16 protein-coding genes are annotated in these 19,078 nt (G+C 61.4%); 6 read left to right on the top strand and 10 right to left on the bottom strand.

Features of this window, described 5'->3' with window-relative positions; genetic code table 11:
• Positions 1–162: 162 nt before the first annotated feature.
• Positions 163–1,806, top strand: coding sequence for an acetolactate synthase large subunit (locus tag ACSAMW_RS03930; protein ID WP_500592761.1), 1,644 nt, complete (start codon positions 163–165; stop codon positions 1,804–1,806).
• Positions 1,807–1,854: 48 nt separating this feature from the next.
• Here the strand turns inward: ACSAMW_RS03930 and ACSAMW_RS03925 are convergent, their stop codons facing one another.
• Entirely contained in the window at positions 1,855–3,075 is a 1,221-nt protein-coding gene (locus ACSAMW_RS03925; RefSeq protein WP_500592760.1) for a hypothetical protein, read from the bottom strand.
• Positions 3,076–3,255: 180 nt separating this feature from the next.
• On the opposite strand from ACSAMW_RS03925, the gene ACSAMW_RS03920 reads away from it, so the two are divergent.
• Positions 3,256–5,385, top strand: coding sequence for a TonB-dependent receptor (locus ACSAMW_RS03920; RefSeq protein WP_500592759.1), 2,130 nt, complete (start codon positions 3,256–3,258; stop codon positions 5,383–5,385).
• A 20-nt stretch (positions 5,386–5,405) separates the two neighbouring features.
• On the opposite strand, the gene ACSAMW_RS03915 is transcribed toward ACSAMW_RS03920, so the two are convergent.
• Positions 5,406–5,615 (bottom strand): hypervirulence associated TUDOR domain-containing protein, encoded by a 210-nt coding sequence (locus ACSAMW_RS03915; protein WP_168084546.1) that lies wholly within the window; start codon positions 5,613–5,615, stop codon positions 5,406–5,408.
• 236 nt (positions 5,616–5,851) lie between these two features.
• Between ACSAMW_RS03915 and ACSAMW_RS03910 the strand changes: the two genes are divergently transcribed.
• Positions 5,852–6,550 (top strand): substrate-binding periplasmic protein, encoded by a 699-nt coding sequence (locus ACSAMW_RS03910; RefSeq protein WP_500592758.1) that lies wholly within the window; start codon positions 5,852–5,854, stop codon positions 6,548–6,550.
• On the opposite strand, the gene ACSAMW_RS03905 is transcribed toward ACSAMW_RS03910, so the two are convergent.
• Together ACSAMW_RS03905 and ACSAMW_RS03900 are read right to left on the bottom strand one after the other, a co-directional pair.
• Entirely contained in the window at positions 6,547–7,746 is a 1,200-nt protein-coding gene (locus tag ACSAMW_RS03905; protein ID WP_500592757.1) for a DUF2252 domain-containing protein, read from the bottom strand. The genes ACSAMW_RS03910 and ACSAMW_RS03905 overlap by 4 nt on opposite strands.
• Positions 7,747–7,878: 132 nt before the next feature.
• Complete coding sequence (locus ACSAMW_RS03900; RefSeq protein ID WP_168084549.1) at positions 7,879–8,202, bottom strand: hypothetical protein; 324 nt, start codon at positions 8,200–8,202, stop codon at positions 7,879–7,881.
• A 37-nt stretch (positions 8,203–8,239) separates the two neighbouring features.
• Here ACSAMW_RS03900 and ACSAMW_RS03895 point away from each other — a divergent pair, with 37 nt between their 5' ends.
• Positions 8,240–9,832 carry a xylulokinase gene (locus ACSAMW_RS03895; RefSeq protein ID WP_500592756.1) on the top strand — a complete coding sequence of 531 codons (1,593 nt, stop codon included), beginning with the start codon at positions 8,240–8,242 and terminating at the stop codon, positions 9,830–9,832.
• Positions 9,833–9,953: 121 nt separating this feature from the next.
• Here the strand turns inward: ACSAMW_RS03895 and ACSAMW_RS03890 are convergent, their stop codons facing one another.
• From ACSAMW_RS03890 to ACSAMW_RS03870, 5 genes are all read right to left on the bottom strand, one after another.
• Positions 9,954–10,925 (bottom strand): sugar-binding transcriptional regulator, encoded by a 972-nt coding sequence (locus ACSAMW_RS03890; protein ID WP_500592755.1) that lies wholly within the window; start codon positions 10,923–10,925, stop codon positions 9,954–9,956.
• Between the two features lie 35 nt (positions 10,926–10,960).
• Entirely contained in the window at positions 10,961–11,815 is an 855-nt protein-coding gene (locus ACSAMW_RS03885; RefSeq protein ID WP_500592754.1) for a carbohydrate ABC transporter permease, read from the bottom strand.
• Between the two features lies 1 nt (position 11,816).
• Positions 11,817–12,725 carry a carbohydrate ABC transporter permease gene (locus ACSAMW_RS03880; protein WP_500592753.1) on the bottom strand — a complete coding sequence of 303 codons (909 nt, stop codon included), beginning with the start codon at positions 12,723–12,725 and terminating at the stop codon, positions 11,817–11,819.
• Positions 12,726–12,793: 68 nt separating this feature from the next.
• On the bottom strand, positions 12,794–14,128 hold the full coding sequence (locus tag ACSAMW_RS03875) for an ABC transporter substrate-binding protein (protein ID WP_500592752.1): 1,335 nt from the start codon (positions 14,126–14,128) through the stop codon (positions 12,794–12,796).
• Between the two features lie 52 nt (positions 14,129–14,180).
• Positions 14,181–15,209, bottom strand: a complete 1,029-nt coding sequence (locus tag ACSAMW_RS03870) for a zinc-dependent alcohol dehydrogenase (protein ID WP_500592751.1) — start codon at positions 15,207–15,209, stop codon at positions 14,181–14,183.
• A gap of 113 nt (positions 15,210–15,322) precedes the next feature.
• Here ACSAMW_RS03870 and ACSAMW_RS03865 point away from each other — a divergent pair, with 113 nt between their 5' ends.
• Positions 15,323–16,447, top strand: a complete 1,125-nt coding sequence (locus ACSAMW_RS03865; RefSeq protein WP_500592750.1) for an ABC transporter ATP-binding protein — start codon at positions 15,323–15,325, stop codon at positions 16,445–16,447.
• Here the strand turns inward: ACSAMW_RS03865 and ACSAMW_RS03860 are convergent.
• Positions 16,377–17,606, bottom strand: coding sequence for a hypothetical protein (locus tag ACSAMW_RS03860; RefSeq protein ID WP_500592749.1), 1,230 nt, complete (start codon positions 17,604–17,606; stop codon positions 16,377–16,379). The genes ACSAMW_RS03865 and ACSAMW_RS03860 overlap by 71 nt on opposite strands.
• Before the next feature lie 364 nt (positions 17,607–17,970).
• On the opposite strand from ACSAMW_RS03860, the gene ACSAMW_RS03855 reads away from it, so the two are divergent.
• Positions 17,971–19,017, top strand: a complete 1,047-nt coding sequence (locus ACSAMW_RS03855) for an HAD family hydrolase (protein ID WP_500592748.1) — start codon at positions 17,971–17,973, stop codon at positions 19,015–19,017.
• The last annotated feature ends 61 nt before the right edge of the window (positions 19,018–19,078 follow it).

Genomic DNA, 19,078 nt, shown 5'->3' with positions numbered 1-19,078 from the left:
TTGGCGCCTACGGCAGCATTATGCCCCGGTTACCTCAATCACACCCCAACGTGACGTAACCGCAGCGGCGCTAGTCTGAAAAAAGGGCTGGCTTTTTTACCCGCTTGTCCTTTACATACTCACCGCCACGCGCACGCACGCGCTTACTCATGGGGAAAGGAAATGGCCAAGGCCGCTGATGTCGTCGTTCAATGCCTGGAAAACGAAGGCGTCGAGTATGTATTCGGGATTCCGGGTGAAGAAAACCTGGACCTGCTCGAATCCTTGCGCAAGTCACCGATCAAGCTGATTCTGACCCGCCACGAGCAGTCTGCCGGGTTCATGGCTGCGACCTATGGTCGCTTGACCGGCAAGACCGGCGTGAGCCTGTCCACCCTCGGCCCAGGCGCCACCAACCTGGTGACCGCCGGCGCCTATGCCTACCTGGGTGGCATGCCGATGCTGATGATCACAGGGCAGAAGCCCATCAAGAAATCCAAGCAGGGCCGTTTCCAGATCCTGGACGTGGTCGGCATGATGCAGCCCCTGACCAAATACACCCACCAGTTGGCATCGGCCGACAACATCCCATCCCGCGTGCGTGAAGCCTTCCGCCTGGCGGAGGAAGAAAAGCCGGGCGCAGTGCACCTGGAACTGCCCGAAGACATCGCCGCCGAGCAGACCGACAGCCTGCCGATCACACCGAGCTTGCACCGCCGCCCGGTGGCTGAACAGAAAGCGATCGCCGCGGCCGTAGCCAAACTGCAAGCGGCCCGCCGTCCCATCCTCGTGATCGGGGCTGGCGCCAACCGCAAGATGACGGCCAAGGTGCTGCGCCAGCTGATCGACAAGACCGATATTCCTTTCGTGACCACCCAGATGGGCAAGGGCGTGGTGGACGAGCGTCATGCGCGCTTCCTGGGCAACGCTGCGCTGTCGGCCGGGGACTTCGTGCACCGTGCTGTGGAAGCCGCCGATTTGATCGTGAACATCGGCCATGACGTGATCGAGAAGCCGCCGTTCTTTATGGTCCGTGGCGGTACGGAAGTTATTCATATCAACTTCCGCTCCGCCGAAGTGGACCCTGTGTATTTCCCGCAGGTTGAAGTGGTGGGCGACATCGCCAACACCGTGTGGCAGATCAGCGAGGCGCTGGAACCCCAGGCTCACTGGGATTTCGACCGGTTCATGACCATCCGTGAAGCCAACGAAACCCAGATCGCCGAGGGCGCCGACGATAACCGCTTCCCGGTCTACCCGCAGCGGCTGGTAGCCGATGTGCGCCGGGCGCTGCCTTCCGACGGCATCGTGGCGCTGGATAACGGCATCTATAAGCTCTGGTTTGCCCGTAACTACAAGGCCCACAAGCCCAACACCGTGCTGCTGGACAACGCCCTGGCGACCATGGGCGCCGGCCTGCCGTCGGCCATGGCCTCGCACCTCGTGTACCCGGATCGCCCCGTGGTAGCGGTGTGTGGCGATGGCGGCTTCATGATGAACAGTCAGGAACTGGAAACAGCCGTCCGCCTGAAGATGCACATCACCGTGATCATCCTGCGGGACGACGGTTACGGCATGATCCGCTGGAAGCAGTCGAACATGGGCTTCACCGACTACGGCCTGGACTATGGCAACCCGGACTTTGTGATGTACGCGCAAAGCTACGGCGCCAAAGGCCACCGCGTGGAAAGCGCGGAAAGCTTCCTGCCACTGCTGGAGCGCTGCCTCAGCGAGCCGGGTGTGCATGTGATCGACTGCCCGGTCGACTACTCGGAAAACGACGCGATTCTGAATAGCGAACTCAAGCGCCGCAGCGCGCTGGTGTAAGCCGCACTACCCTGGGGGCCTGATCGGGCTCCCAGGCCTTAAACCCCCTCAGTCTGCCCTTGTGCAGGCAAACCCCTTGGCTTGCTCGCGCGCTACCTGGGCCTGGGCCTTCTCCTGGCACACCTGCGGCTTCTGCCGAGCGTTCCAGAGCACCGAGGTGGTCTTGTCCACCTGGTACATCGTACGGCACACCGAGCGGGGCGAATCGCCCCCGATCACCCATACCCTGCGCACATCCCCGTGCTTTTCGCACCGGACACCGGCCCCTTTGGCGTGCAAGGGGGCGGCTACTGGCGTGGGCGCTGCGGCGGGAGCCACCACGGGCGCAGGTACGTCGGCCGTGTTCTGGGTCATCACTACCTTCGGGTAAAGCACGCCAGGCTGCACGGGGTTCGTAAGGTGCCAGCCCAGGGTCCAACCATCGTTCAGAGGCAACGACCCCACGGGCCGAGGCACCGCCGTCACGGGGGACCCGGTGCCGGGCGGCATAATCCCGTCATAAGCCTGCACAGGGTCCAGTTTGGCGACCGTCCACCCTTTGAGCTGTGCGCCTTGCACGATCGCCGCCGAGGCCAATGGCCGTTGGCACTTGAAGGTGGCAGACAGGCACGTGGTGCCGTTAGTGTCCCGCAGCAGCACGGCCGAACCGGTGTCGAAGAACACCGAGCGAAGCGCCTGCTCATCACCGCCGGCAGCGGCCATGGCCAACCCGCCCAGCGCTGCCGCCAATGTAGCGCTCTGCATCAGTTGGCCAGGGGCGTCGGCCGGGCGTTGTGCATCCCACAAACCAGCAGCGGCCAGCAACCCGACGCGCAGCGCCTGGGTGGGCGTGGTATTGGGCTGCTGGTAGGCCCACCATGCGCCGTAGGCGGCTGCCCCCGGCGGGCCACCGGCGATGGCATGGGCCAGTTGCGAGGTAGCATTGCCTATGGTGAAGGCCCGTGCCACGGTATCGGCACCGTTTTCCTTGCCCGCGCTGCCGCCCATGTGCTGCCGCCACACGTTGGCAGCCAAGGCATCGGCATGGGGCTCGGCCGAACCGCCTCGGGCCGATAGGTAGGCCTCGATGGCAGGCCAGGCCGTGTCCTCCGGCCGGGCGTCGTCGGGCGTGCCGCCATCGCCAGGGTGCATCTGCAGCGTGGCGGTACGGATATCGGCCAGGGCCTGGTCAGCAATGGACGCCCAGCCTGGCATCAACATGCCGTCGGCCAGGGTAAATGCGGGAAGAAACAACAACGCGAGGGGAAGCAGAGCGGGGCGTAAGGTCATGGAAAGGCCGGCAGATAGAGCAGTAGAAAAAGGGCCGTCGACCACAACCTGAAGACCTTGAAGGTCAACAGCATACCGCGACCGGACAGCGTCATCAAAACGATGAGCGTGGACAGCGTCCGGTATGTAGGTTTCTATACAGCCCTTTTTCACCCTAGCTGGTCGAGTTACCTGTCGTCTATGAAATCGTTTTTTGCTTTGCCTTCCACGCCGCTGTTGATGGCGCTCTGCATCACCCATGCTTATGCCGAACAGCCTCAAGAGGTCGAGCTGGCGCCTGTCCAGGTGAGTGGCCAACCCTTGCGCCCGGCCGAGATCGACCACTTCGTCGCACGGTACAAGTCCGCTGTACTTGGCCCCCTGGGTGAACGTGACGTGCAAGACACCCCTTATGCGCTGAACGTGGTACCTCGGGACTTGATAGATAGCCAGCAATTCAAAAGCGTCAAAGACGTCTACCGATTGATTCCCTCGGTGCAGGGCGACGGCACCCGCCCACAGACACGCGGCCTGCAAGGCAGTGTGGTGCAGAACAGTCGCCTGGATGGCCTCAATATCGTCTCCACCACGGACTACCCGGCCGAGCAGTTCGATAGCCTCCAGGTACTCAATGGCCTGGCAGGCTCGCTGTACGGCCCGGCCAACCCCGCCGGCACCTTCAATTTCATCTCCAGGCGCCCCACGGATAGCACTCGAAACCGCCTCACGCTGGGCGTTGGTACCGGGCTGACCTGGCTTAAAAGCGCCGACCTGAGCGGGCCATTCGACCCGGCCGGCCGCGTGAAGTACCGGCTGAACCTGCTGGACGAGCAGGGCCAGGGCTATAACCCTGGTAGCCGCTTGCATCGACAATTGGTCAGCCTGGCCACCGATGTGCAACTGAGCGACAGCACGGTACTGGAGACCAACCTCACCCAGTACAACTACCTCGCTAAAGGCATGCCGGGCACCTTTGCGCTCGCCGTCGGCCAGGCCTACCCTCGCGCCTTGAACCCCACCCGCAGCCACTTGGGCCAAACGTACGCGGGTAATGACAACGTTACCCAGACCGGCAGCCTGCACCTGAAGCACGACTTCGACGGCAATTGGAAGCTGGACGTTGGCTGGTTGCGGCAAATTGCTGACCGCGAATCCACAGGCGTGACCAATACGCTGATCGACGGCGTAGGCGATTACCGGTCTACCGTGTCTACCACTACCGCCAGCCGCTTCACGATCAACAGCTACCTGGCCAACCTTAATGGCAGCCTGTTTACAGGGCCGGTACGCCATGACCTCACTGTGGGCGTCAGTGGCTTCGACTGGAACAACTACAACCCGGTCAATGGCAGTAAGCAGGACCTGGGCCTTGCCAGCCTGAACCACCCAACTCGATTCGGCGAGCCTGACTACCCTGACTTCACCGACCGCTACCGCTCGGCCGTGTCCCGCCAGGGCGCCCTGACCCTGGGTGACACCCTAACGTTTTCACCCCATTGGAGCATGATGCTGACCGCCAGCGAGAGCCGGCTCAGCGCGCGTAACTACGGGAAAACAGGCCAGCGCACCAGTACTTCGGACTACAGCGGCCTGAGCACTGCGGCCAGCCTGATGTACAAACCGGTGGATGACCTTACGCTGTACCTGACCTATGCCGACAGCCTTCAGCAAGGCGATACGGCCCCAGCCGGGACCGACAACGCCAACACGGTGCTGTCGCCGTACCGTAGCCGCATGTGGGAAGCAGGAGGCAAATGGGCGCTGGCAGGGATGAACCTGTCCCTGGCAGCCTTTCAGATCAAGCGGCCTTACGCGTATACCGAAGGCACGCACTATGGGGTGAACGGTGAGCAACGCAACCGTGGGATTGAGTTCATGGTGGACGGCAAGGCAACCGAGAACACTCGGCTGTATGGAGGTGTAACCTGGCTGGACCCTCGGCTGCTGGACACCGGCGCTGCCGCTACCGAAAACACTCAGGTAGTGGGCCTGGCCAAGTATACCGCCAGCCTGCTGACCGAATACCAAGTGCCACAGCTGCCCGGTGTAGCGCTCAATGCGACGGCCCGCTATGTGGGGCGTCGTGGGTCGGACAACAGCAATGACCACTGGGTTAACGGCTATCGGACCTTTGACATAGGCGCCAGCTACACGACCCGGTTGATGCAGCGCGCTACCGTGTACCGCCTGAACGTGACCAACCTAGGTAATGAGCGGTACTGGACCAACATTGTGCCCGGTGGGCTGAATGGCTATTCCGGTAGCGGCACTGCGAGCGCGAACCTAGGCGCCCCCCGCATGGTGCAGGCCTCGATTCAGGTCGACATTTGAACTAGCCGGTCCCAGGCCGCTCAGCGCCTGCTCAACGCATCACCATGGTGCAGGGCACTGTGCCCGGTCTTGTCACTTTTCACCTCATATTGGGGCTCGTCCTTGGACGCCGGCCGGTGCTTGCCCATAAATTCCACATCGTTTACATGCACCTTGGTCACTTTGCCATGGGTCTCCCCAGCCTGTGAGCGCCATGTCACGCTGTCTCCCACTTTATAGTGTGTTGTCATCGAGTCGGCTCCGTTGCAGGGTTCAAGGTATGGATCCGTTGAGGCCCCTGGAATTCCGTCGGCGCATTGGCAAGGCCTGCCGTCTGAATCCTGAGCCTGCATCCCATGCAAGCATCGCTGCGCTGTGCAAGCTGTGCTTGAATAACGCGGATTTTCCTTGAGCCAGTGCCATGGATCTATGTGTTGCACGTGTGCGTCGCCTGCTGTGGGCCAGTACGTTTTTTACGGCTACTTGCATGGCCGCACCCCCCACCCTAGACTTGTATCTCACAGACGCCCCGCCCCTGGCCATGCTTGAGCAGAACCAGCTGCGTGGCATCCTGGGCGAGGTGACCGCCGTAGCGGCCAAACGGGCGGGGTACGACCTTCGCCTGTTGACACCTCCCTGGCCACGGGCGCAGCGGGTTGTAATGACGGGCGAAAACCTGCTCATCATCCCGCTGTCCCGTACGCCGGAACGTGAGGCCCGGTACACCTGGATCACTCCGGTGCTTACCATGGACCGGGCATTCTTCAGCCTTAACAAGCGCGTGGAGACCTTCGCGCAAGCCAAGGCCGCCTACGCTCGTATTGCCGTGGGTATGGGCAGCGTGCAGGAGAGAAGACTGCATGACGAAGGCTTTCGCGATGACCAGATTTACCCTTTGAAAATAGGCGAAAACCCCGCGCGAATGCTCATGCTTGGGCGAGTCGATGCCTGGTTCAATGGCATCGCTGAAACGCGGTACATCTGGCGCGAGGTGTCGGATCAACCCCTGCAGGAAAGTCCCGTGCTGATGCGTTCAGACATGTACCTGGCGTGCTCCAGGCAGTGCGACAAGGCTCTGGTGGCAGGCTTGACCAAGGCTGTGGAGCACATGCGCAGGGAAGGGGCCATTAAGCGAATCACCGACAGCTACCTGCGCAACCTTCCAATGCCGGGCATTAGTCCTTAATGCCCCAGGCGGCTCTGCTCCAACGCATACCGCCGGCAATGCTCCAAATAGCCCCGCTCATGGCTGCCCACCAGTTGCACAACGCTCGACCACAGCCACGAAGGGGCATCCAGCACCCGCGAACGGCTTTGCTGCAGAGCCTTGACCCACTCCATGCGGGTGGTCATGTCCATTTGCTGGGCGTGGGCCGCCCCCACCACGCGGGCTAGGTAAGCGGCCGCACTCATGGCTTCTGTCTGGGTCAGTTGGTCCAGCTCCAGCTTCATGTCCTGAGGCAGCAGCTCGCGGATAAAGAACCCCCGGCCCAGCATGCGCGTGGAAATCATACGGTTGCCCAGGCTGGGCGACAGGTGCCTGGCGCCTTCCACCACGCGCTGGGCATTGTCCCTGGGCATCCGTGCGCGCGGAACCCGGGGCGCTGCAGCACCGACGGCCTCCTTGATATCGATAAGGCAATAGTCCTGGTCGTCAGACGGTCCCACCCCCAGCAGTACCGCATACCGGTGCAGGCCCAGGGAACTGCAGCCTTTGACCCAGTAGGCCGCATCCAGCAACACCACTGGGTCGGTCTGGGAGCGCCCTTTGAGCGAGGTGACCAGGTTATGAATCTCAGGGCCGGCACACAGGGTTTTCAGCGCTTTTTTCTCCTCCTTGGCCAGTGGCCAGAAATGCTTGCCCAGTGGAATGGTGGGCCGCACGCTGTCAATGCGCTCTTTGGCCAGGTGCCGCCAGGTGCGCTGTACCGCGCTGCGCATGCCGGCCTTGACCTGCGGTGGCCGCTCTAGCTCCTCATGTTCATCGGTGTCGAACGCCTGTTCATACCCTCGGGTCATCTCTTCGAGCATGCGGGCGGTGGCTACGCCCGGCAGGTCGGAGCCTCGCGCGGCGGTGGCCAGTGACAAGCCGAGGCGCACCAGGTCATGGGCGGGGTTGCCAATGACTGTTTGATCCAGGTCCCGGATGTGAATATCGATCTTGCCCTTCAGGCTACCGGTAGGGCCTAAGTTGCCGGCGTGGCAGTCGCCACAGATCCATACAGGAGGCCCACTGGGCAGCCGACGGCCTGGCTGGCTGTGCAGCCATTCATAGAACTGCACCGTACTGCCCCGTACGTAAGCATGGGCCGAACGGGCCATCTTCAGGTTGCGCAAGTGAGTGAGCGGTTCTAGACGGTCGGAGGGGGCAACTGGCTTCATGGGAAATGTCTTTTGGGGGATACGGCATTGACCCTCGCTCAGCCTAGGTTGTTTCCAGATATTTCAAAATTGTGTCACTGCGATACAGCACGGCAGGAAACACTGGCTTGCCTACACGCGCAACCCGCGCCGCTAGGACGGCAAGGCGGCGTACCACTGGGCATACGGTGTGTTAGCCACCAGGCGGCGGTTCAAATCCGGTTCCCCGTCCTGCCACCACACCGGCCCGCGCTCGCCCAGCTGCACTTTGGCGGCATCCACGTGGGCGCGGGCGGCTTTCAAAGCGGCGGCGTCTTCAGCGGCCTTGGCGGCTTTTACCGCCCTGCGCGCGTCCATCAGCGCCTTGACCTGTTGTGCTCGCTCCGCTTCGGGCAAGGCCGGGTTAGTGCAGCGCCACAGGCGCCCCCTGACCACAAAGTAGCGGCCGTCAGGCGTGGTGGGGTAGGTGGTAGGCATGCCAGGGTTCCTCAGGGGCGCGCAGGAGACCCACTGTATGAACGCGTGTTCAGCCACCGGTTCGCTGTGCGTGGGCTACGCTTTGTGCACAACAACAAACAAGCGCAACGGCGGCCTCTCTATGCACAGCGTGGTTATCGGGATTGACCTTAGCACCACTACCTGCAAGGCCATTGCTTGGTCGCAGGGCGGCACACTGGTCGCACAGGCCAGGGCACCATTGGACCTTCAGCAACCCGCGCCCGGTGCCTATGAGCAAGCTCCGCAGGGGTGGTGGCAGGCGGCGCAACACGCTTTGCAGGCTCTGACCGCACAGCTCGGCGATTACCAGGTGGCGGCCATCGCTGTCGTGAACCAGCGGGAAACCCTGGCCGTGACCGATGCCAGCGACCGGTTGCTGCGCCCCGCGCTGCTCTGGCTGGATGAGCGGCGACAGCATGAAGTGGCAGCGGTAGCACAGCGGGTGGGCCGTGAGCGGTTGCATGAGCTGACCGGCAAGCCCTACGACTGGTCACCTGCCATTTATAGCCTGGCCTGGATGGCCCGGGCCGAACCGACGCTGTTCGAACGCATCGCCCACGTATACGACCCCCATGCCTGGCTGGTGCGCCAGCTGACCGGCGAGTTTGCCACCAGCTGGGCCAGCGCCGACCCGTTCGGTGCGTTTGATATCCATGGCCATCGATGGGCCGAGGAGGTGCTGGCCGCGTTGCCACGCAGCGTCCCGGCGTCGGCCTTCGCCACCGCCGCACCACCGGGTACGGTGCTGGGCCACGTGCACCGGCAGGCAAGCCTGGCCACTGGCGTTGCAGAAGGCACACCGGTGGTCGCTGGGGGCGGCGATGGCCAGGCGGGCGGCCTGGGCGCAGGCATGGTACGGCCTGGCATGGCCTACTTAAACCTGGGTACGGCGGTGGTGGCGGGGGTGTATGCCCAGGCGCCCGTCACCAGCCTGGCGTTTCGAACGATGTGTGCCATCGACGGTGGCGGGTACGTGCTGGAAACCTCGCTGCGCGCCGGCACCTTGCTGGTCAACACCCTGGTGCGGCAGTTCTTCGGGCTGGACCCGGCCACCTGCCTGCCCGCCCTGGAGGCCCAGGCCCAGGCTGTGCCTCCCGGCAGCCGGGGTTTGCTGCTGTTGCCTTACTGGAACGGCGTAATGAACCCCTACTGGGATGCGCAGGCGCGCGGTTGCCTGCTGGGGCTGGGGCCTGAGCATGGCCAAGGTGAGCTATACCGGGCACTGCTCGAAGGCATCGCCTTGGAGCAGGCGGTGGCCACAGCGGCCGTTGAGCAGGCGACCGGTGAGCCGGTAGACCGGTTCGTGGCCATTGGTGGCGGGGCGGCCAGCGCCCTGTGGTGCCAGATCATCGCCAATGTATGCGACCGGCCTGTGGTGCGGGCCGCCACCCAGGAAGCCTCCAGCCTGGGTGCGGGCATTGCGGCGGCGGTGGGCGCAGGGTGGTTCAGCAGTTTCCCCGAGGCGGCTGCGGCCATGACCCAGGAAGGTGAAACCGTGCGGCCTCAGCCGGAAGAACGGGCATTCCACGCCGAGTTGCTGGGGGTGTACCGCGAGCTATACCCCAGCGTAAAGGGCCTGTATGGGCGGCTTGGTGCGTTGCGCCGGTGAATACTCAGCCTTGTTCGCAGGCTAGCGCCGGAAGGCCGGCCCCCTACTCCCACAGGGGGGCAGTCCAATGATGTGGGACCGGGCGTAGCCAAAGGCGGAGACCGGGAACCTGCGGTCGTACTTATTCCCCAAGCAACTGCTTGGCCGCCGCTTCGTCGATCACCAGTTCGTGCACCAGCCCACGGTTCAGCACGGCCTTGATGATGGCGCCTTTATGGGGGCCACCGGATACCAGCATCACCTGTTTGATACGGCGCAGGTCTTCCAGGTCGATAGAGACCGCTCGCCGGTTGAGCGGGTGGTCCACTTCATTGCCGTCGGCGTCCAGCCAGCGGCCCAGCAGGTCACCTACGGCGCCGGCCGCCTGCAAGGTATGGCTGTCCTGTGCGCTTACCAGCCCTCGCTCCAGCATCAGCGAGCGTTCGGTAAGGTCGCCCACGGTCAGCAGCGCCAGGTCTGCCTGCCTGGCTTTGCCCAGCACATCCTGCACAGACGCCTCCGCCAGAATCATTTCCCGGTAGTGCTCCGAAGGGGCGAACACTGGCGCGGCCAGGTAGTAATAGGCGCCGCCGAACAGGCCTGCCAGGCTGGACGCGATTTCCACCGTGTTGTTGGCCGAGCCATAGTGCAACCCCCCCAGCAGTGACAGCACCGTCAGGCCTGGCCAGGCACGGCCCTGCACTTCGCGCACGGCTTCGCGCAGGGTGCGCCCCCAGCCCACGGCCACCACACTGTCTTCAGCCAGGTGCTCCTGAATGCGTGGGGCCGCACCCACACCCAGCACGCGAAAGATCATGTGGGGGTCTTCGGGCGTGGGCACCACCACCACGCGCCGCAGCCTGTAACGCGCCTGAAGGCGGTGCTCCAGGGCCACGCAATTGGCCAGGGGGGAGTGGATGCGGATCTGGACAATGCCGTTTTCCCGGCTTATCGCCAGTGCCTTGTTAACCCGCGCACGGGTGATGCCAAAGTGATCGGCGATCTGCTGCTGGGTCATCTGGGTGACGTAGTAGTACCAGGCAATACGGACGGTGAGTTGTTCATCTGCGTCAACCGTGTCGGTGTCTGCAGTGCCAGGGTAGCGAGTGTGCACAGTGCGTTCCTTCAAAGCCGTTCAAGCCGGGCGCGCTACTTCACGGCGCCCATGGTCAGCCCTTGTACCAGATGCCGGGACACCATCAACGCAAAAATGACTACCGGGAACACGATCAGGGTGCCCGTGGCGGTGATCTCGCCCCAGGGCAGGTCGTAGCCACTCATGAAACTGGTGGCGCTGACGGGCGCAGTGCGGGCGGCTGTGCGGGTCAGTACCAGCGCGTATAGCAGCTCGTTCCAAGAGAAGATAAACGAGAAAATGGCCGACACCGCCACCCCTGGCATGGCCAAGGGCAACGCAATGCGCCAGAAAATGGCCCAGCGCGACGCCCCCGACAGCCGTGCAGCTTCGTCCAGGTCCTTGGGCACGCCCCGGAACTGATCCGTGCAGATCCACACCACAATGGGCAGGTTGAAGGTGAGGTACACCAGGATCAGCACCAGGTGGGTATCGATGAGGTTCAGCGTGCGGGCCATCAGGTACACCGGCAACGCCACCACAATGGGGCTGAGCATGCGGTTGGTGATGAACCAGAACCACAGGTCCTGCTTGCCGCGAAACTCGAACCGGGCCAAGGCGTAGGCCGCCGGGGTGCCAAGGCCCACCGCCAGCGCCGTGGTGCTAAGCGCGACGATCAGCGAGTTGCCCAGGCTGGCCAGCACGTCCCGCTCGAACAGCACCTTGGTGTAATTGTCCAGGTGGGGCGTGAACAGCCACACCGGGGGTGAGGCAAGGGCTTCGGCCTGGGTCTTGATGCTGGTGGCTACCATCCAATAGAACGGAAACACGGCGAACAGCACAATGGCCAGCAGGCCGACCAGGTGCCAGGCATGGAGGTGTCGGCGAGGCCGGGCCACCACCTGCGAAGCGTAGGGAAGGGTACTCATGTCACACCTCCCGGTATACGAATCGGATGTACAGCCGCGCCAGCACGATGGTGAGGATCAGCAACAGAATGGCCTGGGCAGAGGCCACCCCCTGGTCGAACACCCGAAAGCCCACCCGCTGGATATATACGCTGACCAGCTCAGTGGCGGCGCCCGGCCCGCCTCGGGTCATGGTGAACACGGTGTCGAACATCTTCAGCACGTCTGCGGTACGCAGTATCAGGATCACTGTCACGCTGGGCAGCAGGAACGGCAGTTGCACATGGCGCAGCACCTGCCAGCGGCTGCGGGTTTCCAGGCGCGCGGCTTCTTCCACTTCCGTAGGGACCATGCTCAGCCCGGCCAGCAACACCAGAGCGCAGAACGGGGTCCATTGCCACACGTCCATCAGGGCCACGGCCAGGAACGCGTTGAGGGGCTCCCCCAGCCACTCCACCGGCCCGGCGCCTGCCATGCCCAGCAACGCGTTAGCCACACCGAAGTCACGGTTGAAGATCAGCCGCCCAATCAGGCCAGCCACCGCCGGTGCCGTGGCCAGTGGCACCACCAGGCTCATGCGGGCCAAAAGCTTGAAGCCACTAAGCCCCGGTTTATGCAACAGCAAGGCAATGATCAGCCCCAAGGCCAGTTGCACCGGCACCACTGTGAGCAGAAACCCGAACGTACGGCCCAGTGCTGCCCAGAACGACGCGTCTTGAAGCACGCTCAGGTAATTGTCCACGCCAATGAAAGGCGTGGGGTCTTTGGGCCGCGCCAGGTTGTATTGCCGGAATGAATTCACCAGCGCGAACATGGTGGGAAAGATCCCGATCAGTGCCAATGCCACAGTAGCGGGTGCGAGATACGCAAATGCGGCCCGTGTGTTGTTCCACAGGGCAGGGCCTAGATGCTTGAGGGGTGTGCCAGGCATGCCTGCCTCCTTGAGCGATTGCCGTAAGCCAGGGCGCCACGCCGTGATCTCGCGCAGCGCCCCTGGGATTATTTACGCAGGGGCTTGTCGCCCTTGTAGTAACCGGCTTTGCCAAGAATATCCTCTACACGTGTACCGATGGCCTTGGCGCCTTCGCTCACGCTTTGCTTGCCCAGCATCATGTTGGTGCCGTACTCACCGATCACCTCGCTCACGGCTGGCCACTCCGGGAAGCGTGGGCGGTAGTCCGGCACGCCGCCTTCCCATGAGGTCACCATGGGTTGTACGAAGGGGTAGCGCTTCTGCACGTCCGCCTCTTTGTAAACGGCACTGCGCCCGCTCACGCCCCCTGCTTCCAGGTAGGGCTTGGCCATGGCGTCGGAGGTCACCCATTGAATGAACAGCCAGGCTGCGGCCTTTTTCTCGTCTGAGCTGTTGGCGTTCACGCCCAGGGAGAAACCGCCCAGCGCCGGCTTGAGCCCGGCGGGCCCTTTGGGTTCGGTGGCTACGGCCAGGCATTCGGTGATCTTGGATTTACCAGGGTCAGCCAGGGTGCCGTAGAACGCCGACCATTCGGTAATCATAGCCACCTTGCCTTGGGCCAAGGCGTTAACCGATTCGTTATGGTCGTAGTCCACGATGCCCGGTGGCATAAACTTCATCAGGTCTTGGCGGAATTGCAGGCCGGCCTGGGATTCCTTCGAGTTGAGGTTAGATTTGAAGTTGGCGTCTAGCAGAGAGCCGCCGAAGGGCCAGAGCATGCGCATGAAGCTATCGGCCGACTGGGTTTCACCCCGGCGGGACTGCAGCGCATAGGCGTACTGGCCCTTGTCGGCATGGGTCAGTTTGGGTGCATAGGTGTGGAGCAGGTCATCCCAGGTGGCGGGCGGTGCGTCGAAGCCAGCGTCCTTTAGCATGCATTTGTTGTAGAACAGCAAGCCGGAGTAGTTATCGAACGGCAGGCCATAGGTGTCATCGCCCCAGCCCCCAAAAGATTTGAGCAGGATGGGGAAGAAACCATCCAGGTTCAGGGCAGGGTCGGCCAGTGCCGGGTTGCCCGTGAACGTCTTGATGGGCTCCAGCCAGCCATTGCCGGCGAACTCGCCGATCCACACCACATCAGTGAGCACCACGTCCAGTTCGTCGCCCGAGGTGAAACTCAATACCTCGCGCTCGCGGCTGTTTTCGTAGGGCACAGTCTCGTACTGCACCTTGATGCCTGTGGCCTTCTCAAACTGGGGCAGCAGCTTGATCGCCGCAGCATAGCCAGGGCGGTCCAGGAAAATGGCCTTGATGGTGGTGCCCTTGTAGGGCTTGGCGGCCTCTTCCAGTGTCCAGGCGTGGGCGCCAGCGCTGGCCAGGGCGATGCTCAGGGCCAGGGCGCGGCAAACGGGTTTGTTCATCTCAAAACCTCTTGTTGTTGTGGTGACGTGAAACAGGCCTGTCCGCAGCGGCCTAGGCTGTGGGCAGGATGATGGTTTTCAGCGCCCCATCGATAAACGATGCGGGGTACTCGAAGGCGTCTGCGGCGCGGTCCAGTTCAAAGCGGTGGGTAACCAGGCAGTCCACGTCTACCCGGCCTTCGGCCACCAGCTTGATCGCACGGTCGTACACATGGCCCATACGCCGGGACATCCGCACGTCCAGCCCTTTGCGCCGCAGGGTAGAGGCACTGAGCGGGGTGTACTGGTCGCCATCGGGAATGCCCACCAGCACCACCCTGCCACCGATGCGGGCGCTTTCTGCCGCGATCTGGAAGCCCTCCGGCGAATTGGTGGCCTCAAGCACAAGGTCTACGCCACGGCCGTTGGTCCACTCGGCAATGGCGCTGTGGTGAGCCGCTACCTGGGTGGCCCCCAGCTCTGTGGCCTTGCCGGTGCGGTAGGCGATGGGGTCAATGGCGTAGATCACGTCCTTGCAGCTCATGCGCGCCAGCTGCAGCAGGCACAGGCCGATAGGGCCACAGCCGATGATCGCCACGGTTTCCAGCACCCGCTTGGTCTTGGCCAGGTCCATGGCATGGATGGCCACGCCCAGGGGTTCGAGCATGGCGGCCTGCACACTGGTGAAGTGCTCCGGCACGGGGAATACCTGGGTGGGCGATACCACAATGTATTCAGTCATGGCCCCGTGCAGGTTGGGCGGGGAGCCGAGGAACTGCACATGGGGGCACAGGTTTACGTGGCCCCGGTGGCACCACTCGCACTGGCCACACGGCTTGGCCGGGTCCACTGCCACCAGTTGCCCGGCCTTGAGCCCGTATTGGGGGTGATCGTCCACAATGTAGCCCGCGAATTCATGGCCGCAGATAAAAGGCTGAGTGATACGCGCGTGGCCAATGGCCGCTTCCTTGTAGTAGTGCAGGTCACTGCCGCAAATGCCCACGGCGCTGACCCTCAGCAGAATCTCGCCAGGGCCAGGCACGGGCTGCGGCCGCTCACCCACACGAATGTCTCGTATCCCATGTATGTACGCCGCTTTCATGCCCGCTCCTTGACATTTGTATTTTTGGAATTACAAATGATCGTAGAGAAAAAAATGGTGCTGTCAAGGCAAGCCCACTGACTGCTTAAAACAATAACGAGAGGAGACCGACCATGACCGAGCTCAGCTTGCAGGGCGTGGAAAAGGCCTACGGCGACATCAATGTGCTGCACGACATCCACCTGAGCATCGCCAGCCGTGAGTTCGTGGTATTCGTGGGGCCTTCCGGGTGTGGCAAGTCCACGCTGCTGCGGTGCATCGCCGGGCTGGAGACCATCACCGGCGGCAGCATTCACATTGGCGCCCGTGACGTGACGGTGCTGGAACCTGCCGATCGCGGCGTGGCCATGGTGTTTCAGTCGTACGCGCTGTACCCCCACATGACGGTGTACGACAACATTGCCTTCGGCTTGAAAATGCAGAAAGTGGCCACGCCCCGTATCGATGAAAAAGTGCGCGAGGCGGCACGCATTCTTCAATTGGAGCCTCTGTTGCAGCGCAAGCCCAAGGCCCTGTCCGGGGGGCAGCGCCAGCGGGTGGCGATCGGGCGGGCCATCGTCCACGAGCCCCAGGTATTTCTGCTGGACGAGCCGCTCTCGAACCTGGACGCTTCCCTGCGCGTGCAGATGCGCATCGAAATCGCCAAGCTGCATGCCCAGTTGCAGGCCACCATGATCTACGTGACCCATGACCAGGTGGAGGCCATGACCCTGGCCGACAAGATTGTGGTGCTCAACAGAGGCGGAATCGAGCAGGTGGGCTCGCCCCTAGAGCTGTACCACCACCCTTGCAACCGCTTTGTGGCCGGGTTTATCGGCTCCCCACAGATGCGCTTTCTCACGGTGCCAGTGCTGGCAGTGGGAGCCCATGGGGTGCAGGTGAGCCTACCAGGCGGGGAGCCCTTGCTGGTGCCGGTGCGAGGTGAGCACGTGCAGCCAGGCGACTCCCTTATGCTGGGCCTGCGCCCTGAGCATTTGTACGCCAACGGCCAAGGCGATGCCCGTATCGCGGCCACGGCGGTGGTAGTGGAACACCTGGGCGGCGAAACCTTCACCCACGCCGTGACTACCGATGGCCAGGAATTCACGGTGAAAGGCGAAGGGCACCTGCCCGTGACGGCAGGCCAGACGTTGGCGATAGGCGTGAGTGGCAGGCGGTGCCACCTGTTTACCGACGCAGGCACGGCGTTGGGGCACCTGCAGCATTACACACAAGGGCTGGAGGTAGAGGTGTGTTGACATGTGACACTTTCAGATACCGCGCGCCTACACTTTGCCAGGTAACTGGGTGGACCGGGAACTCAGCGTAAGCACGTCGGGGTTTACGCTGAACTTTGCTGTGCTGGGTATGAATGCAAAAAAGCGTATAGCGGCGCAGAACATGAATGGATTGGCTCATCAGGGAAGCAGGGCACAAGAGTAGCGTGTCTCCAAATGAAAACAAGGGCCAACCAACAACTTCGGGGCTACCTTTTTTATTAAGGTGCGTACGCCACTGCAGGCTATCTAGATCGCTCAGCAGAGTACCGTCATTCAATGTGAAGCGATTTAAATGGCTTTCCCTAATGCCAAGTTGGCCTGCGGCAGTATAAACACTGCTAGAAAATGTTCCGGGCGAGATTATTAGAAACAGGATATACAAGGTCAGAACGGTGGTGAGCGCATAAAAAATTCGCTTGTATGTTGAACCTTTGGCTTGATAGAAAATAAATGTTGGCGCTAATGTAAAGAAGAACGTGATCATGGAAAGGCAGGCCAGAAAATTCAGGGCTTCCGGATTATCCTCGCCTATGTAGGTCTTGAGTATAAAAAATGTTGGGAACGTACTTACCAATACAATGCCCATGGTCAATATCAATAAGAATAAAAGGAATATCCCTTGCTCAGTAGCAGATGAGTTGGAAGTGTTGTCTTTAATGATTTTACGGACGCTTTTGAAGGCGTAAAGTAGTGCCGAGAGAATCACCACGACCAAGCAGCCCCCAATAACGGCCCAACCCTCAGATAGCCATTCTGGCTTGTAGAAAACCGACAAAAGAAGAAGGCCAAAGCCTGACGTTGTGGGAATAAGAAGCCACCGGGCAATAACAGGATACCTATCGGGCACCTTGTCAAACATTGACACGGTGATCCCGTACAGCATGCTTGAACCTACAAAAAAAGAAAGATAAAGGAAAAGCAAAAGCAGGATGCTGAAAAGCCATATGGCTAGAGCTGGGCGCGCTTCGGTCGCTGCCATGAATAAATCAATTCGCCCAATACTTGTCGTGTAATTGAAGAGGCCTATGAAGCTAAGCGCGAGACCTATGAAGGCTCCAGATACTGTTACAGGTGTCCAATGCCTAAGAAGGCGGCGCATATTTTTTATTGTGATATCGAAAAAAGAGGGGTGTGACATTTTTTGCGATCCTTGGCAAGTGCGATGGAAGCTAATATGAGGGTTTGCTAGTTTCTACGGGTGATAGCGAGATGTACCGTATTGTAAAAACGAGTCTTTTTCAATATTTTTCAAGCAACCTTGTATGCTTTTTTGATTCTTATGGGCGTGCGTTCGGAATCCATTGTATGAGTTGCTGCATATCTGCGGTGATTTTAGAATTATAATTTATCTTTTATAAACTTTCTCAGCTCGGCAAGGCTGCGTCAGTTGGTTACGTTTTTTCCGTGCGGGTTGCCGCAAACACGATAGCCGCCGTCGCACCTGGCATGGGCCTGTCACACCGCTCTGATAGCGTCCCCGGACCACGCCAGGAACCCTACCTATGAAGCTGATCGCCGCAGCCTGTTGCCTTGCCCTTTCCCTACCAACCTTGGCCGCCACCGAACTCAAACACTGGCCACCCGAAGCGGCCAAGCAACTGGACGCGATGATTGCCGCCAATGCCAACAAAGGCAATTACGCCGTGTTTGACATGGACAACACCAGTTACCGCTACGACCTTGAAGAGTCATTGCTGCCGTTTCTGGAAATGAAAGGCGTGCTTACCCGGGAAACGCTCGACCCCTCCCTTAAGCTGATGCCTTTCAAAGACACGGCGGACCACAAGGAAAGCCTGTTCAGCTACTACTACCGGCTGTGCGAAGTGGACGACATGGTGTGCTACCCCTGGGTGGCCCAGGTGTTTGCCGGGTTCACGCTCAAGGAACTCAAAGGCTATGTGGACGAGCTGATGGCCTACGGCAAGCCTATTCCGGCCACGTACCTGGACGGCGGCAAGGTCACCGCCATGGACGTGCAACCGCCCAAAGTGTTCGCCGGCCAGGTGGAGCTGTACAACAAGCTGATGGAAAATGGCATTGCGGTGTACGTGATCAGCGCAGCCTCTGAAGAGCTGGTACGTATGATCGCGGCAGACCCTAAATATGGGTACAACGTGAAGCCTGAAAACGTGATTGGCGTGACCACGCTGCTCAAGAACCGTACCACCGGTGAGCTGACCACGGCCCGCAAGCAGATCACTGCAGGCGCCTATGCCCCCGAGGCCAACCTCAACCTGGAACTCACGCCCTACCTCTGGACGCCTGCTACCTGGATGGCGGGCAAGCAAGCGGCGATCCTCACCTACATCGACCAATGGAAAAAGCCCGTGCTGGTGGCCGGTGACACGCCTACCAGCGACGGCTACATGCTGTTCCACAGCGTGGACGTAAGCAAAGGCGGCATCCACTTGTGGGTCAACCGCAAAACCAAGTACATGGAGGAGCTCGACGGGATGATCCAGCACAATGCTAAGGCGCAGGAAGCCGAGGGCCTGCCGGTAACGGCGGACAAGAACTGGGTGGTGGTCACCCCTGATCAGGTGCAATAGCCAGGGATACCGAGTCAGATTGCCGCACCGCTTTAGCTATGGCGGGCTTGGCCGATACCCG

The organism is Pseudomonas sp. AB39(2026) (assembly GCF_059831485.1).
This window is presented reverse-complemented; position numbering and strand designations above follow the sequence as displayed.